This window comes from Bacillus sp. FSL K6-2841 (assembly GCF_037976435.1).
Classification (GTDB): Bacteria; Bacillota; Bacilli; order Bacillales; family Bacillaceae; genus Bacillus; species Bacillus pumilus.
Genome location: NZ_CP150266.1, coordinates 2,046,820 through 2,063,838, shown reverse-complemented (window position 1 = coordinate 2,063,838; position 17,019 = coordinate 2,046,820). Strand labels below are relative to the sequence as shown.

The following is a 17,019-nucleotide window of genomic DNA, read 5'->3' as shown; positions in this document are numbered from 1 at the left end:
ATTGACGCGAGCAGAAAGAAAGAAACAGCATATTGAACATGCCTTGTCCACTGGGCAGCATGCAGAAACAGGTTTAAAAGATGTTTCCTTCGTTCACGTTGGTTTACCAGATCTTGCGACATCACAAATTGATACACATACAACAATTGGCGGACTGACTTTCGGTTCGCCAATTTTTATCAATGCAATGACTGGCGGGGGCGGAAAATCGACCTATGAGATAAATCGCTCTTTATCAATCGCAGCGAAGGAAACCAATATTCCGGTGGCAGTTGGATCACAAATGGCTGCACTGAAAGATAAAGAGGAAAGACGTACGTATGAAGTTGTTCGAAAAGTGAATCCAAATGGTATTGTCTTTGCGAACTTAGGCAGTGAGGCAACGATTGAGCAAGCGAAGGAAGCCGTTGAGATGCTGGAGGCCAATATGCTCCAGATTCATTTAAATGTGATTCAAGAGATTGTCATGCCTGAGGGAGACCGTGATTTCAGGGGGGCACTTGAGCGCATCGCAGCCATCAATGAATCAGTTGGTGTGCCAGTTGTCGTCAAAGAAGTTGGATTTGGCATGAGCAAGGATACGGCCAAAAAGTTATTTCATGCTGGGGTTGCCGCCGTTGATGTAGGCGGATTTGGTGGCACGAACTTTTCTAAGATCGAAAATCTTCGCCGCCAAAAAGCACTTCATTATTTTGATCAATGGGGGATTCCAACTGCAGCGAGTCTTGCTGAAGTACATACAAGTTTTCCGGACCAAACGGTTTTAGCCTCGGGAGGTATACAAGACGCCCTTGATGTCACAAAATCAATTGCTCTTGGCGCATCCGCTGCTGGTCTAGCTGGTTTTTTCTTAAAATCACTGACTGACGGAGGGGAGAGCGGCCTCATCGGTGATATCATAGATCTTCAAGAAGATGTGAAGATGATGATGACAGTCCTTGGCGTGAAGACCATTGAAGAGCTGCGACAAACCCAGATTGTCATTTCAGGTGAAACGAGTCATTGGCTCAAAGAAAGAGGTATCGACACAACGTACTATAGTTTAAGATCAAATAAGAAAAAGGACTAAAAGCAAGTTTAGCCCTTCATCAACTAAGGCATGTGGTCATCGCATGCTTTTTTTATTGATTTCTTTTTCGCGGGCTATCTGGACTTTCTAATGCTGTTGCCCCTTTATGATGAATGGATTGATCACGGTCAGATTCCACTCTTTTTGATGCCTTTAAGCGTTTTTCCTGTCTATCTTTTCCCATCATGCATCCCTCCTCAACTATTAGGGTGTCACCTCTTGTTTATTTCATACAATGCCCAAAGCGATCCCTTACGTTTAAAAATTGGGGATTTTCCCATAATGTAATTGAGGTGATGAGACGTTGGAGGCTTTGTACTATTATTGGTCCATATGGTTCGTTTGGATTATCGTGACATTTATTATGGAAAAAAGCTTATGGCGCAATGTGCTAGGCATCTTTGTCCTTGTCCATATTATATGTAGTCATTTCATGATATCTATATTTGATATGATCCTGAATGCGGGGTACTTAATGACCTTTTTATATGCATGTGCGTGTTTTGTTATATTCCGGTCTGGGCATCAAATAATGAGAATCATACAATTAGGTTCTATGGTGAGCGCATATGCCTTTTTTATGATTTTTGCATTATATGACCCAGTTTGGTTCACGCTAATAAAAGTGGATTGGGTCGTATTTGCCTTGCTGATCTTGATGTCTTTGACATATGGACATCATTTCACAGAACGTGTCACCTTATGGATGATGGCTGTATGTCTTGGCGAAGCCCTTTATGCGCTCACGATTCACCGCCTGACATCATCGATTGTCATAGGAGATCTCTCTTTTCTGTCCCTTGTTGTTCAAGGGTCCATCTTCCTATTAGGTGTCGATCAGCTTGAAAAACTCTTGAACGCCCATTCATCAAGAAAACCAGTAAAAGGGGCTGCAAAATCAACATGACGGATTATACGTTTCCTGTGATTATTGGTGTCATCTTTGGGATGGCGGCAAGGCTTTACATGTTAAGAACAGATTACCGGCAATACCCAACATATATTCATGGACAAGTGATTCACATTGCGCTTGGTTTTATCGCTTCTGGACTTGGTGCGATCATTATGCCTGCACTCATTCAGGAGGAATTTACGGCGATTACCTTTCTCACGCTGGCAGCCACACAATTCCGAGATGTCCGCAATATGGAAAGAAATACGTTAACTCAAATGGATTCATATGAGCTAGTCTCAAGAGGAAGTACATATATAGAAGGCATTGCCATTGCCTTTGAAAGCCGAAATTATATTGCGATTCTCACGGCACTGATTACGACCACAGCTTGTATTTTCTTCTCGCTCGTTATTGGGACAGTGGTCGGTATTCTTTGTTTTTTCTTGGCAAAGCTATTAATGTCTGGCAGCCAATTAAAGGATATCGTCAACATACAAAAAGGAGAGCTTCGCTTTGATGGGGCAGGGCTTTATGTGAACGATATTTACATCATGAATATCGGACTGCCTGAAAAGCAAAAGCTCATTTTGGAGCATGGGATGGGCTTTGTTTTGACACCAAAAAATTTCAACGCAGCCACAACGATTGCCAACCTTGGGCAGCGGCAGGCCATTTTATTTGATTTATCCAATGTACTTGGTGTGTATCGCGACTCTGGTGAACCATCACTCTGTCCGCTCGCAAAGCGTGATTTGAATAACGGTACACTTGGTGTGTTCATTTTACCGCAATGGTATCGTGAAGATCTCGCTGTCCGTGTATTGGAAGAAGTACCTATTTTAGAAAATGCCATCAGAATGCCGACAGAGTTCATAAAAAAGAAAGTGAGGTAATAGGGCATGGCGAACACCATTGAACAATTTATACTCGCTGTGGCTACAACAAATAAAGAGCGGGTCATGGGCGGAACAGCCGTTTTTTTCTGCGAAAATAAAGAAGAACTCGACATGTACGCCATGAATTTAGAGGCCATTTTAGATGGAATTGCACACGGAATTGGAGAAGATCTTTACTTGATTGTCAAACATTTTTAAGTTATTCATTGTGGTCTGATTAAAAATTGATATAATATATAAGTTGAACCCTTCATGTTTGAAGGGTTTATTTCATAAAACTGAATGAAAATTTTAAATCCCGGTTGAAACATGATGATGAACATATTGAATCGCGGCTGGATTGAAAGGAAGGGTACTATGGGTAAACCTGTCGTAGCCATTGTTGGAAGGCCCAACGTTGGAAAATCTACAATTTTTAATCGAATCGCAGGCGAAAGAATATCGATTGTAGAAGACACACCTGGTGTAACAAGAGATCGTATTTATAGCTCTGCTGAATGGTTAAATTATGACTTTAACTTAATAGATACTGGTGGAATTGATATTGGAGATGAGCCATTTTTAGCGCAAATTCGCCATCAAGCAGAAATTGCAATGGATGAAGCGGATGTTATCATCTTTATGGTGAATGGCCGAGATGGTGTGACATCTGCGGATGAAGAAGTCGCAAAAATTTTATATCGCACGAAAAAGCCAGTTGTACTTGCTGTCAATAAACTGGACAACCCTGAAATGAGAAGTGATGTGTATGACTTTTATGCACTAGGGTTTGGCGAGCCTTTTCCGATTTCTGGAACGCACGGATTAGGTCTTGGTGATCTTCTTGATGCAGTTGCAGAACACTTTAAGAACTTACCAGATACGCAGTATGATGAACAAGTTGTCCAGTTCTGCTTAATCGGTCGCCCGAATGTAGGGAAATCTTCTTTAGTGAATGCGATGCTCGGAGAAGACCGAGTCATTGTCAGCAACATCGCTGGTACAACAAGAGATGCTGTCGATACGATGTTTACGTACAATCAGCGTGACTTTGTCATTGTTGATACAGCAGGTATGAGAAAAAAAGGAAAAGTATACGAAACAACAGAAAAATACAGTGTGCTTCGTGCATTAAAAGCCATTGATCGTTCTGATGTTGTCGCTGTTGTTCTTGATGGTGAAGAAGGCATTATTGAGCAGGATAAACGTATTGCAGGCTATGCACACGAAGCTGGTAAAGCCGTTGTAATCGTTGTGAACAAATGGGACGCTGTTGAAAAAGATGAGCGTACGATGAAGGAATTTGAGCAAAACATTCGTGAGCATTTTCAATTCCTAGATTATGCTCCTGTCTTGTTTATGTCTGCTCTTACGAAAAAGAGAATTCATACGTTAATGCCGTCCATTATTACAGCTAGTGAAAATCATGCGATGCGCGTTCAAACGAATATTTTAAACGATATCATCATGGATGCAGTAGCCATGAATCCAACGCCGACTCATAATGGACAGCGCCTGAAAATTTATTATGCGACACAGGTGGCAATTAAGCCTCCGTCCTTTGTTGTGTTTGTAAACGATCCAGAGCTTATGCACTTTTCTTATGAACGTTTCCTAGAAAACCGCATTCGAGATGCGTTTGGTTTTGAAGGAACACCGATTAAAATATTTGCGAGAGCGAGAAAATAAAAAGGGTGAGCAGAATGAAGAAAATTTCAGTACTTGGAGCAGGAAGCTGGGGAACAGCTCTTGCTCTTGTATTAGCTGATAATCATCATGATGTACACATGTGGGGACATAGACAAGAGCTCATTGACCAAATCAATGAGAAACATGAAAATCATGATTACTTGCCAAATGTCGCACTGCCAGCGTCTATCCAGGCGACGACAGACATGAAGCAGGCGTTAGAGGGGACAGACGCTATTATTGTTGCTGTACCAACAAAGGCCATTCGTGAAGTGTTGAAGCAGGCAAATGAGCTGATCACGTCGAAAGTGCCGTTTGTCCATGTAAGTAAAGGAATTGAACCAGATACACTTCTCAGAATATCTCAAATGATTGAACAAGAAGTCCCGGATGAGAAAAGAGAAGCTGTCATCGTCTTATCAGGACCGAGCCACGCTGAGGAAGTAGGCTTGCGTCATCCGACAACTGTCACTGTCTCATCAGAAAATATTGAAGCGGCTCAATTTGTTCAAGATTTGTTCATGAACAACAACTTTAGAGTATACACAAACCCTGATGTGATTGGTGTAGAAATTGGCGGTGCACTAAAAAATATCATTGCTCTTGCGGCAGGGATCACAGACGGGCTTGGATATGGTGACAATGCAAAAGCGGCGCTCATCACTAGAGGACTCGCTGAAATCGCACGTCTCGGTACAAAAATGGGAGGGAATCCTCTGACATTTGCCGGCTTAACGGGCGTTGGAGATTTGATCGTGACATGTACAAGTGTTCATTCACGTAACTGGCGCTGCGGAAATTTGCTTGGTAAAGGGTATAAGCTTGAAGAAGTGCTTGAAGAAATGGGGATGGTTGTCGAAGGCGTCCGTACAACAAAAGGCGCTTATCAGCTCTCCAAAGAATACAAAGTCAGCATGCCGATTACAGAGGCACTTTACCACGTCTTGTTTGAAGGGAAAAAGGTCGACGATGCTGTAGAATCATTGATGGCACGTGTGAAAACACATGAAATGGAAGACCTTGTGAACATGTTTGAAAATCAAACAAAATAAATGGAAGACTGAACTTAGGCATGTAGAGGATGCAAGAAGGGGAAGACTTGCATAACATAACAATGAAGTTTGAATAGAGCTTTGCCTCTACAGAATGAGGAAAAATAGTCGACCTAATGACTGAAGCGGAGTCCCCCTCTTTGCTTCAGTTTTTTTTATGCGCTTTTTTCTGAATGATTGGAAAAATGATTGATATTTACCTTATTTTTGGTTTAGAATGAAATATAAACGCTTACAATTTGTTCGTTTTAAAGGGGGACAGGCACGATGAGTTTTGCTTTAATCAAGATGTGGTTTGCACTTGGTTCGATGGGGCTCATGTTTTTAGCTGTAGTTACCATTTATTTCAGTCGATTTAAGCTGAAAAGCCGGTTTCTTAAAATAACAGCCTCGACCGTCGCATACAGCTTGATGCTGATATCAGGTATCATTGTGTTTTTAGTTGTATTTAGCGGGCCGGTCAATGAATAAAGAAAAAGGAAGAATGTGATGATCAAAGCAAAAGTCAGTGTCACGTTGTTAGCATTTATATTACTCACAGGATGTCTGTATCCAGAAAATCGCAAAACTGAAAACCGTGTGCCGTACGTAGAGCAGCTGCAAAGCGTTCAGACAGCGATTGAGGAATTTCAAAAAGCAACCAATGGTCTTTTGCCGATTGAAACGAAAGAAGCAGACACGCCGGTTTATCAGAAGTACGTCATCGACTTTAAACGCTTGTCACCAAGATATTTACACGATGTACCGTCTACTTCCTTTGAAGGCGGGGGGGAATATATTTATGTCCTCACAGACGTCGAAAAAAAACCAACTGTGAAACTGCTTGATGTCAAAATGACGCAAACCATCAGTGAATTACGGCTTAGAATCAAAATATATCAAGATGAACATACATATCCGCCATACGGCAAAGTAGTATCAAACAATTTATATACGTTAAATGAAAAAAAGCTAGGCTTAAAATCACCGCCTACGGTCATGAGTCCTGTGACAGGGAATTCCCTCCCATTACTGATTTCATCAAATGGCGAAATCTATGTGGACTACCGCAGTGATTTTGCTCATATTTTGAAGAATACGAAACAAAAGCTGAAACCAGGTGAAAACATTCAAGATGTCTATTGGCAGGAAACCCCGTTTGTACCCGCGTTTTCTGTTCCTTATACCATAAACAAAAAAGGTGAGCCTGATTTTTTAGAAAAAAAGACGTCATAAACAAGAATGAACCTTTTTCCTCTGCATATAAATGAGGAGAAAGGTTTTTTTATGGCTAAACATACTCTCAAAACAAAAAAGGTGTCATATTCAAATAGGACAACGTCATACACATATATTGTCCAGACACCTTTCAAGCAAGTTTGATTGAAGAATAGAGTATTTTATTTGAAAACGAGGATAGCAAGTCCGGGAGGGGATCACTTGGAAAAAGTCGATATTTTCAAGGATATCGCTGAACGAACAGGAGGCGATATATATTTAGGAGTCGTTGGCGCTGTTCGTACAGGGAAATCTACGTTTATTAAAAAGTTTATGGAGCTCGTGGTGCTCCCGAATATCAATAATGAGGCAGATCGTGCAAGAGCACAGGATGAATTGCCGCAAAGCGCAGCAGGAAAAACCATTATGACCACTGAGCCAAAATTTGTACCGAATCAAGCGGCATCGATTCATGTGAGTGACGGCCTTGATGTCAACATCAGGCTTGTCGATTGTGTAGGATACACAGTCCCTGGTGCGCGCGGGTATGAAGATGAAAATGGTCCAAGAATGATCAACACGCCGTGGTATGAAGAGCCAATCCCGTTCCATGAAGCAGCGGAAATTGGTACACGCAAGGTCATTCAAGAGCATTCAACCATCGGTGTTGTGATTACAACGGATGGTTCCATTGGGGAAATCCCAAGACATGATTATATTGAATCTGAAGAACGTGTGATTGATGAGCTCAAAGAGGTTGGAAAGCCGTTTATTATGGTGATCAACTCTGTGAGACCCTATCATCCTGAAACAGAAGCGTTGCGGCAGGAGCTCAGCCAAAAATATGATATTCCAGTACTCGCCATGAGTGTAGAAAGTATGAGAGAGCAAGACGTCCTTAGTGTACTTCGTGAAGCATTATATGAATTCCCAGTCCTAGAGGTGAATGTGAACCTTCCAAGCTGGGTCATGGTGCTGAAAGAAGATCATTGGCTGAGAGAAAGCTATCAGGACTCAGTGAAGGAAACCGTAAAGGATATTAAAAGATTAAGAGATGTTGACCGTGTTGTTGGCCAGTTCAGTGAATTTGACTTTATTGAAAGAGCGGGCTTAGCAGGGATTGAAATGGGTCAAGGGATTGCGGAGATTGACCTGTACGCCCCGGATGATCTATATGATCATATTCTAAAAGAAGTGGTTGGCGTAGAAATTAGAGGGAAAGACCATCTTCTAGAGCTCATGCAAGATTTTGCACATGCGAAGACAGAATATGATCAAGTATCAGATGCTTTAAAAATGGTGAAGCAGACGGGATACGGAATTGCGGCTCCGGCCTTGTCAGATATGAGTTTAGATGAGCCAGAAATCATCAGACAGGGCTCAAGATTCGGCGTAAGACTAAAGGCGGTTGCGCCATCTATTCATATGATTAAAGTAGATGTAGAAAGTGAATTTGCACCGATTATCGGAACAGAGAAACAAAGTGAAGAGCTCGTCCGCTACTTAATGCAAGACTTTGAAGATGATCCGCTTTCGATTTGGAATTCAGATATATTTGGGCGCTCACTCAGCTCCCTTGTCAGAGAAGGCATTCAGGCAAAGCTGTCGCTGATGCCAGAAAATGCAAGATATAAACTGAAAGAAACACTTGAAAGAATCATCAACGAAGGATCAGGCGGTTTGATCGCGATTATTCTATAGCATGTGAGACCTCTCATTGACAGGGGTCTTTTTTTAGTATGGAATGAGTCATAAAAAGACAATTGTATAAAGATTAGTCAGATTCAGGCTGAAATTAGGAATATTCGTTCGCAAAAGTGCCCTTAATCCTTGACGAATAAGGATTCTTCCCTTTAAAATGCTTGATATGGTATTTCATATGTGTTAATCTACTTACAGAAAATCTTCACTTTGTTGGACAAACATTCCTTCAAAGAGTTGTTTTCTAATGAAAAGCCATGTATACCGCTTTCTAGACGCTCTTTTTTTCAAAAAAAGTGTATAGAAAGAAGATGAATTGTGAAGAAATGATAACAATCTATTGAATGCATATTTTTGGGAGGAGGTGAAAGGCATGAACAAGACAGAACTTATTAACGCGGTTGCTGAAGCAAGCGAGTTATCTAAAAAAGACGCGACAAAAGCAGTTGATTCTGTTTTTGATACAATTTTAGATGCACTTAAAAATGGTGACAAAATCCAACTTATCGGTTTTGGTAACTTTGAAGTACGTGAGCGTTCAGCTCGTAAAGGACGTAACCCACAAACTGGTGCAGAGATCGAAATCCCTGCAAGCAAAGTACCTGCTTTCAAACCAGGTAAAGCACTTAAAGACGCGGTGGCAGGTAAATAATCGTTATGTGTAATGATCCTATTGCAGGAGTTATACATATACAGTTTCACACTGGTCTAGAAAAGCCCCTTTCATAAGGGGCTTTTCCTTTTGAAACAAAAGGTTCGTTTAGAACGCTCTCCTTTGCTTTTAGGATCTGAAGTGTGCTAGAATCTGATTGAAATGTAATCGCCTTTGGAGGATATAATACATGAGTGAAATAAATAAAGAACTAATTGAACACGCAGTACGCGATATATTAAAAGCCATCGGAGAAGATCCAGATCGTGAAGGACTTCTTGATACCCCTAAACGAGTAGCAAAAATGTATGAAGAAGTGTTCTCGGGATTAAATGAAGATCCAAAAGAACATTTTAAAACCATTTTTGGTGAAGACCACGAAGAACTCGTTCTTGTAAAAGATATTGCTTTCCATTCAATGTGTGAACACCACCTAGTACCTTTTTACGGAAAAGCTCATGTCGCTTATATTCCGCGCGGCGGAAAAGTGACAGGTCTTAGCAAGCTTGCAAGAGCTGTAGAGGCTGTTGCCAAACGCCCGCAGCTTCAGGAACGCATCACATCAACCATTGCAGATAGTATGGTGGAAACACTCAATCCGCATGGCGTGATGATTGTCGTTGAAGCAGAGCATATGTGTATGACGATGCGCGGAGTGAAAAAGCCAGGCGCAAAAACAGTAACTTCAGCAGTACGCGGTACATTTGCAAATGATGCAGCGGCAAGAGCAGAAGTGCTTTCCTTTATTAAAAACGACTAATTCAATAGATGGAAGGTGAACAGGTTGAGTGAAAATAAAGCATCTGATTTTGTAGTGATTAAAGCCAATGAAAATGGTGTAAATGTCATCGGCCTAACTAGAGGCTCTGATACAAGATTTCACCATTCCGAAAAGCTCGATAAAGGTGAAGTCATCATTGCACAATTTACTGAGCATACGTCAGCAATCAAAGTAAGAGGCGATGCTGTCATTCAAACAAGCTTCGGGGAAATTCAAAGCGAAGCAAAGAAATAAATACTTGAGTGCACTTGATAGCATAAAAGTGAGAGCTGATATGGTATAATAAATCTCTATACAATGTGCAGGGCTACATATGAAACTGTAATTTTTGGGACAAGGGTGATATCTTTGCAAGACATCTACGGAATTTTATCTAATCTAAATATAAAATTAAATAAAAAGCTTTCTCATCCTTATTTGGCGAAACATTTACGTGCGCCACTCATCGATGAAGATAAGCTCCTTCTTTTTCATGCAATGTTTGATGAAGCTCAAATTGATGCAGAGAAAAAAGAAAATTATATTTTAACGGCGATGCTCGTGCAAATTGCCCTTGATACCCATGACGAAGTCACAACTGCTGCAGCGATCAAACAAGACGAATTCAAAAATCGTCAGCTGACTATCCTGGCAGGAGACTATTTCAGCGGTCTCTACTATTCTCTTCTCTCTGACATGAAAGACATCTACATGATTCGCACCCTCGCAACGGCGATCAAAGAAATCAATGAACATAAAATTAGACTGTATGATCGATCCATTCAAGATGCAGCGCACTTTTACAAAAGTGTAGCAACGGTTGAGTCTGCGTTATTCCAAAGGGTTTCTGAGCATTTTCAATTAACGCATTGGAATGAGATTGCAAGTCGTTTCCTTGTTTATAAACGTTTCATGAAACAAGCAGAAGACGACAAACATTTAAAACTTTTTTTGAACGATAGCTATACGGACGCCTATACATGTTTTGACAACTTTGAGAATGAAGGCTATGAAAAGGCCAAACGATCAATCAAGGAGCATCTTGTTTCATCTCCGGTCGTTCAAAAAGAGCTATTAAATCGCCTGGATCATATGAAAAATGAACCTGCGTATCATCAGAAAGTGGAAGAAGGGTAAGTCATGCAGCAATCAAAAGAACAGCGAGTACACGGTGTATTTGAAAAAATTTATAAAAACTATGATCAAATGAACTCTGTCATCAGCTTTAAGCAGCATAAAAAGTGGCGCGATAAGACAATGAAACTGATGAATGTTCAAAAAGGAGCCAAAGCATTAGACGTATGCTGCGGAACAGCCGATTGGACCATTGCGCTTGCTGATGCTGTTGGAGAGAAAGGCGAAGTCAAAGGCCTTGATTTTAGTAAAAATATGCTGAGTGTTGGAGAAACGAAGGTGAAAACTGGGGGCTATAATCAAATTGAATTGCTTCACGGCAATGCGATGGAGCTTCCTTTTGAGGACAGCACATTTGATTATGTCACGATCGGTTTTGGCCTACGGAACGTGCCTGATTACTTGACGGTGCTAAAGGAAATGACAAGAGTCGTGAAGCCTGGTGGAATGGTTGTATGTCTAGAGACATCGCAACCTGAAATGATTGGATTTAAACAAGGCTACTATGTCTATTTCAAATACATCATGCCGCTCTTCGGTAAACTGTTTGCCAAAAGCTATCAGGAGTATTCATGGCTTCAAGAATCAGCCAAAGCGTTCCCTGGCATGAAAGAACTGGCGGCTCTTTTCGAAGAGGCGGGTCTGTCTGATGTCTCGTATCATCCATTTACAGGCGGTGTAGCAGCAACACATATCGGAAAGAAGCTTTGAATAAACGATATTTGGGTGAAAATAATGAAACTAAAAGCAATGATCTCTTTTTTAAATCATGATATCGATATTATTGAAAAAGAGCTTGAACAAACAGTTCGCTCTGATTATGCATTATTAAGTGAAGCGGGTCTTCATTTGCTGCAAGCGGGCGGAAAACGAATCCGCCCCGTTTTTGTTCTCCTTTCAGGCATGTTTGGCGACTATGACATTAATAAAATTAAATATGTTGCCGTTGCGCTTGAGCTCATTCATATGGCATCGCTCGTTCACGATGATGTCATTGATGATGCAGAGCTGAGAAGAGGCAAGCCAACGATTAAGGCAAAATGGGACAATCGAATTGCCATGTACACAGGAGATTATATGTTTGCAAGATCGCTTGAGTATATGACAAAGATCAATCACCCAATGGCGCATGAAATTTTGTCAAAGATGGTTGTCGAGCTCTGTCTTGGTGAAATCGAGCAAGTGAAAGACAAATACAATATGGATCAAAACCTGCGTACATATTTAAGAAGAATCAAACGAAAAACAGCCTTGCTTATTGCAGGCAGCTGTCAGTTAGGTGCGATAGCAGCAGGTACAGATGAGAAAACACATAAAGCCCTTTACTGGTTTGGCTACTATGTCGGGATGTCCTATCAGATCATTGATGATGTGCTTGATTTCACATCAACTGAAGAAGAGCTTGGTAAGCCTGTTGGAGGGGACCTTTTACAAGGAAATGTCACACTCCCAGTCTTATATGCACTGAAGAATCCTACACTCGAAGGCCAATTAAAGCTGATTAATAGTGAAACAACAGAAATGCAGCTAAAGCCAGTGATTGAACATCTCAAACAAACAGATGCGATCGACCGCTCGATTCGAGTGAGTGAAATGTATTTGAAAAAGGCATTCGAACAGCTGGACAAACTTCCTCGAGGACGAGCAAGAACGTCACTCGCTTCCATTGCCAAATATATTGGAAAACGAAAATTCTAATCAACATATTGTTGATTGGTTTTTTTGTGAAATTTTTTGTCAAAAATTGATTATTGTATAAAAAAATGATACGATCACTTTGTAACAATGTAAGCCTATACATACATAAACGACGGGGTGGAGAACGTATATGGACAAAACATTTCTTATGGTCAAACCTGATGGTGTGGAAAGACAATTAATCGGTGAAATTGTGTCAAGATTCGAAAAAAAGGGACTTCAGCTTGTTGGTGCAAAACTAATGAGTATTCCAAAAGAAGTAGCAGAAACACATTACGGAGAGCATAAAGAAAAACCATTCTTCGGGGAATTGGTTGACTTTATTACGTCAGGACCAGTATTTGCAATGGTATGGCAAGGTGAGCAGGTAGTAGATGTCACAAGACAGATTATCGGCAAAACAAACCCGAAGGAAGCGCTTCCGGGCACGATAAGAGGAGACTATGGATTGACGGTTGGAAAAAACATTATCCATGGCTCAGACTCACCAGAAAGTGCTGAAAGAGAAATCAACTTATTCTTCAAACAAGAAGAACTCACAAACTGGGATCAAACCATCTCAAGCTGGATTTATTAAAACTCAAGCCAAGGTGTTCATCAAATGAGCACCTTGGCTTTTTTATATGAATATTTCTATACGAAATTTCGCATGAGAAGATACAAATTTTCGATAAAAACAGCTATACTAGGACAAAGATAGATGAGACAGGAGAGGACTTTGATGGATCAATATCAAGTATTTGTCGGGAAATGGAAAAAACTAACCGGGGTGGATCTGAATTTATATAAAGAAGCACAAATGAAACGAAGATTAACGTCACTTTATGATAAAAAAGGATATAGAGATTTTGAAGCCTTCGCGGCTGCCCTTGAAAAGGATAGAGCACTATTAGATGAGACGATGGATCGAATGACGATCAATGTGTCAGAATTTTACCGAAATTATCAGCGCTGGGAAGTGCTTGATCAAAAAATTCTTCCGCTGCTTTCGAAAAACAGTGGGACCCTAAAAATATGGAGTGCAGCATGTTCGACAGGAGAGGAGCCGTATACACTCTCAATGCTGCTATCAAGTCACCCACTTGTAAAGGACTTCCAAATTATTGCGACTGATATTGATGATAAAGTGTTGCAATCAGCTCAAAAAGGAAGATATCATGAGCGATCACTGCAAGAGGTACCAGATCAAATCAAGCAAAAATATTTCACAAAAGAAGATTCTTCATTTTACACGGTGAAAGATGAAGTGAGAAAGCACATTCAATTTAAAAAGCACAACCTTTTAGCAGATCCTTATGAAAAACAGCTTGATCTTATCGTGTGCCGAAATGTCCTTATCTACTTTACAGAAGAGGCAAAAGAAGAGATTTACATGAAAATGAGCAGCAGTTTAAAGCCAAATGGCGTATTATTTGTTGGTTCAACTGAACAAATTTTTCACCCAGAAAAGTTTGGACTGACATCTGCTGATACTTTCTTTTATCAAAAGAAGGGTATGTAGCTGACTTTTTAGTAGTAAGTGTGTTATTATAGTTTTACTTAAAAGCGTTAATGCGATGAAGGGAGATCGAGTCATGAGATACTTAACAGCAGGTGAATCACATGGTCCACAATTGACCACAATTATTGAAGGCGTTCCAGCGGGACTTTACATAGAGCAGGATGACATCAATTATGAATTGGCTAGAAGACAAAAAGGTCACGGCCGCGGCAGAAGAATGCAGATTGAAAAAGACCAAGCGAAAGTGTTAAGCGGTGTTCGCCACGGGAAAACATTAGGTTCTCCGATTGCACTTGTCGTTGAAAACAACGACTGGAAGCATTGGACAAAGGTGATGGGGGCAGAGCCGATCACAGAAGAAGAAGAGAGTGAAATGAAACGTCAAATTTCACGCCCTAGACCAGGACATGCGGATTTAAATGGTGCGATTAAATACGGACATCGTGATATGCGAAACGTATTAGAGCGTTCATCAGCCCGTGAGACTACCGTTCGCGTAGCAGCAGGCGCAGTCGCTAAACAAATCCTGGCTCATTTAGGGATCAAGGTAGCTGGTCACGTTCTTGAAATTGGCGGAGTGAAAGCAGCTCAAACGGCATATGAATCAATTGAAGATTTGCAAAAGGTAACGGAAGAGTCACCTGTTCGCTGCTACGACAGTGAAGCAGGTCAAAAAATGATGGATGCCATTGATGAAGCGAAGAAAAACGGTGATTCCATTGGTGGAATTGTGGAAGTCATCGTTGAAGGAATGCCGGTTGGAGTCGGAAGCTATGTTCACTATGACCGCAAATTAGACAGCAAGCTTGCAGGTGCTGTTCTGAGTATTAACGCTTTTAAAGGGGTCGAATTTGGTATCGGCTTCGAGGCTGCTTCTAAAAATGGCAGTGAGGTCCATGATGAAATCATCTGGGATGAAGAAAAAGGCTATACGAGAAAAACAAATCGCTTAGGTGGTCTTGAAGGCGGAATGTCAACTGGAATGCCAATTGTCGTAAGAGGGGTCATGAAACCAATCCCAACGCTTTACAAACCGCTTCAAAGCGTTGACATTGAAACAAAAGAACCTTTCTCCGCAAGCATTGAGCGTTCTGACAGCTGTGCTGTTCCTGCCGCAAGTGTTGTCGCAGAAGCAGTCGTGGCTTGGGAAATCGCCAATGCTGTAGTTGAGCAGTTTGGCCTTGATCAAATTGACCGCATTAAAGAAAATGTTGACAAAATGCGCCAGCTTCAGAGGGAATTTTAATGAAAACACTGGAAGTTAAGACGTCCTCAGCCACTTATCCTGTATATATCGGTGATGGGATTAAACGCAATATCGTCGACTTGATAACTTCCACGGGGCATTCCTATACGAAGCTCTTAATCGCGACAGATACAGCGGTTGATGCCATTTACGGTGATGAAATGGTTCGATTACTTAAGCAGAAGTGGTCTGTGCATAAAGTGGTTGTGCCAAGCGGAGAGCAGTCGAAATCTTTTGCTGAGTTTGAGCATATTCATACGAAGGCCATTCAATTTCAGCTGGATCGCTCCTCGTGCATCATTGCGCTTGGAGGCGGCGTAATTGGCGATTTGGCTGGCTTTGTTGCTGCTAGTTATATGAGAGGTATTGATTTTATCCAAGTTCCGACGACGCTATTGGCGCATGACAGTGCAGTTGGCGGAAAAACAGGGATTAACCACCCGCTCGGTAAAAATTTAATTGGTGCCTTTCATCAGCCGAAAGCCGTGATCTATGATACGAGCATGCTTGAGACACTATCTCAAACTGAAATGAGGTCAGGCTTTGCTGAGGTCATCAAACATGCCCTCATTTCAAGTGAAGACTTTTTATCAGAACTGATGTCTATTCGTTCTTTGGCGGAATGTTCAAAGAGCGAGCTGGCACATATACTGTATCAAGGGATTAAAGTCAAAGCGTCGATTGTTCAAAAAGACGAAAGAGAACAAGGCGTGCGTGCATTTTTGAATTTAGGTCATACACTTGGGCATGCCATTGAAGCAGAGTATGGATACGGCGTTATTACGCACGGAGATGCTATTGCAATCGGCATGCAGTTTGCGCTATATGTGAGCGAAAAGAAGCTGGGACTCAGTCTCAATCGTACGAAACTAAAAGAGTGGATGAAAGAACTCGGATTTCCGGTACAAGTCACTCAAGATATTTCCACGAAAACATTTGTTGACCGGATGATAGGTGATAAAAAGGCAAGAGGCGGAACCGTTCAATTTGTTTTATTAAAACAGGTTGGAGATGCTGTCTTGCAGTCTTTCACAAAAGATGATCTGCATCAATGGCTCGAAGAATGGAAACGGGAGGAGGGATGTCTATGATGTTTCGCGGGATACGTGGGGCTACAACAGTGAAAGAAGATACAGAAACAGAAGTATTAAATAAAACGAAACAGCTGCTAGAAGCGATTATTTCAAGAAATCAAGTAGATCCAGAACGTGTCGTGCAGATCTTAATTTCAGCTACACAAGATATTCACTCCGTTTTTCCGGCAAAAGCCCTTCGTCAGTTTGAAGGGTGGACGTATGTGCCTGTTACTTGTATGCAGGAGCTGGACATTCAAGGCGGTTTAAAACATTGTATTCGTGTGTTAATGACGGTCCAAACAGACACAAAGCAGGAAGATGTGCAGCATGTGTACTTGGAAGAAGCTGTGACGCTTCGCCCTGATTTACAGTTGACAAAAAACAAGGAATTATAATACGATATGAACAGCCGAAGTTTACACACAGGTGTAAACGGCATTGCAAGTTTAGAGAAGATGAGAATGAGACTAGGGT

General features: G+C 41.2%; 21 protein-coding genes. 20 read left to right on the top strand and 1 reads right to left on the bottom strand.

The window, feature by feature from the left end:
* Window position 1: 1 nt before the first annotated feature.
* Window positions 2–1,069 (top strand): type 2 isopentenyl-diphosphate Delta-isomerase, encoded by a 1,068-nt coding sequence (gene fni / locus MHH68_RS10325; protein WP_339162932.1) that lies wholly within the window; start codon window positions 2–4, stop codon window positions 1,067–1,069.
* A gap of 52 nt (window positions 1,070–1,121) precedes the next feature.
* On the opposite strand, the gene MHH68_RS10320 is transcribed toward fni, so the two are convergent.
* The gene (locus MHH68_RS10320; RefSeq protein WP_339162930.1) at window positions 1,122–1,253 is read right to left on the bottom strand and encodes a YpzI family protein; all 132 of its coding nucleotides are present in this window, start codon (window positions 1,251–1,253) and stop codon (window positions 1,122–1,124) included.
* Between the two features lie 348 nt (window positions 1,254–1,601).
* On the opposite strand from MHH68_RS10320, the gene MHH68_RS10315 reads away from it, so the two are divergent.
* The 19 genes from MHH68_RS10315 to aroH all read left to right on the top strand — a co-directional run bounded on the left by MHH68_RS10315 (window position 1,602) and on the right by aroH (window position 16,940).
* On the top strand, window positions 1,602–1,976 hold the full coding sequence (locus tag MHH68_RS10315; RefSeq protein WP_235567050.1) for a hypothetical protein: 375 nt from the start codon (window positions 1,602–1,604) through the stop codon (window positions 1,974–1,976).
* The gene (locus tag MHH68_RS10310; RefSeq protein ID WP_058014805.1) at window positions 1,973–2,857 is read left to right on the top strand and encodes a YIEGIA family protein; all 885 of its coding nucleotides are present in this window, start codon (window positions 1,973–1,975) and stop codon (window positions 2,855–2,857) included. Before MHH68_RS10315 ends, MHH68_RS10310 begins: the two co-directional genes overlap by 4 nt.
* Window positions 2,858–2,863: 6 nt before the next feature.
* Entirely contained in the window at window positions 2,864–3,058 is a 195-nt protein-coding gene (locus MHH68_RS10305; RefSeq protein ID WP_003215794.1) for a hypothetical protein, read from the top strand.
* A gap of 159 nt (window positions 3,059–3,217) precedes the next feature.
* On the top strand, window positions 3,218–4,528 hold the full coding sequence (gene der / locus MHH68_RS10300; protein ID WP_339162926.1) for a ribosome biogenesis GTPase Der: 1,311 nt from the start codon (window positions 3,218–3,220) through the stop codon (window positions 4,526–4,528).
* A gap of 14 nt (window positions 4,529–4,542) precedes the next feature.
* Complete coding sequence (locus MHH68_RS10295; protein ID WP_323640899.1) at window positions 4,543–5,580, top strand: NAD(P)H-dependent glycerol-3-phosphate dehydrogenase; 1,038 nt, start codon at window positions 4,543–4,545, stop codon at window positions 5,578–5,580.
* A gap of 267 nt (window positions 5,581–5,847) precedes the next feature.
* A complete protein-coding gene (locus MHH68_RS10290) occupies window positions 5,848–6,051 on the top strand; it encodes a DUF2768 domain-containing protein (protein WP_034318888.1) in 204 nt (67 codons plus the stop codon).
* A gap of 18 nt (window positions 6,052–6,069) precedes the next feature.
* A complete protein-coding gene (locus MHH68_RS10285; RefSeq protein WP_339162922.1) occupies window positions 6,070–6,795 on the top strand; it encodes a hypothetical protein in 726 nt (241 codons plus the stop codon).
* Between the two features lie 204 nt (window positions 6,796–6,999).
* Window positions 7,000–8,478 (top strand): stage IV sporulation protein A, encoded by a 1,479-nt coding sequence (gene spoIVA / locus MHH68_RS10280; protein ID WP_008344534.1) that lies wholly within the window; start codon window positions 7,000–7,002, stop codon window positions 8,476–8,478.
* 373 nt (window positions 8,479–8,851) lie between these two features.
* Complete coding sequence (gene hbs / locus MHH68_RS10275; protein WP_003215863.1) at window positions 8,852–9,130, top strand: non-specific DNA-binding protein Hbs; 279 nt, start codon at window positions 8,852–8,854, stop codon at window positions 9,128–9,130.
* 190 nt (window positions 9,131–9,320) lie between these two features.
* Window positions 9,321–9,890: a GTP cyclohydrolase I FolE gene (gene folE / locus MHH68_RS10270; protein ID WP_003215789.1), complete on the top strand. Its 570-nt coding sequence runs from the start codon at window positions 9,321–9,323 to the stop codon at window positions 9,888–9,890.
* 24 nt (window positions 9,891–9,914) lie between these two features.
* Window positions 9,915–10,145, top strand: coding sequence for a trp RNA-binding attenuation protein MtrB (mtrB, locus tag MHH68_RS10265; RefSeq protein WP_003216082.1), 231 nt, complete (start codon window positions 9,915–9,917; stop codon window positions 10,143–10,145).
* 114 nt (window positions 10,146–10,259) lie between these two features.
* Window positions 10,260–11,027 (top strand): heptaprenyl diphosphate synthase component 1, encoded by a 768-nt coding sequence (locus tag MHH68_RS10260; RefSeq protein ID WP_003215666.1) that lies wholly within the window; start codon window positions 10,260–10,262, stop codon window positions 11,025–11,027.
* Window positions 11,028–11,030: 3 nt separating this feature from the next.
* Complete coding sequence (locus MHH68_RS10255; RefSeq protein ID WP_058014809.1) at window positions 11,031–11,735, top strand: demethylmenaquinone methyltransferase; 705 nt, start codon at window positions 11,031–11,033, stop codon at window positions 11,733–11,735.
* A gap of 24 nt (window positions 11,736–11,759) precedes the next feature.
* A complete protein-coding gene (gene hepT, locus MHH68_RS10250) occupies window positions 11,760–12,722 on the top strand; it encodes a heptaprenyl diphosphate synthase component II (RefSeq protein ID WP_012010386.1) in 963 nt (320 codons plus the stop codon).
* A 130-nt stretch (window positions 12,723–12,852) separates the two neighbouring features.
* Complete coding sequence (ndk, locus tag MHH68_RS10245; RefSeq protein ID WP_003216015.1) at window positions 12,853–13,299, top strand: nucleoside-diphosphate kinase; 447 nt, start codon at window positions 12,853–12,855, stop codon at window positions 13,297–13,299.
* Between the two features lie 144 nt (window positions 13,300–13,443).
* Window positions 13,444–14,223, top strand: coding sequence for a protein-glutamate O-methyltransferase CheR (locus MHH68_RS10240; RefSeq protein ID WP_061408377.1), 780 nt, complete (start codon window positions 13,444–13,446; stop codon window positions 14,221–14,223).
* A gap of 73 nt (window positions 14,224–14,296) precedes the next feature.
* Complete coding sequence (gene aroC, locus MHH68_RS10235) at window positions 14,297–15,469, top strand: chorismate synthase (RefSeq protein ID WP_050943842.1); 1,173 nt, start codon at window positions 14,297–14,299, stop codon at window positions 15,467–15,469.
* On the top strand, window positions 15,469–16,560 hold the full coding sequence (aroB, locus tag MHH68_RS10230; protein ID WP_339162919.1) for a 3-dehydroquinate synthase: 1,092 nt from the start codon (window positions 15,469–15,471) through the stop codon (window positions 16,558–16,560). The genes aroC and aroB overlap by 1 nt, the downstream gene beginning before the upstream one ends.
* The gene (aroH, locus tag MHH68_RS10225; protein ID WP_058014812.1) at window positions 16,557–16,940 is read left to right on the top strand and encodes a chorismate mutase; all 384 of its coding nucleotides are present in this window, start codon (window positions 16,557–16,559) and stop codon (window positions 16,938–16,940) included. The genes aroB and aroH overlap by 4 nt, the downstream gene beginning before the upstream one ends.
* The last annotated feature ends 79 nt before the right edge of the window (window positions 16,941–17,019 follow it).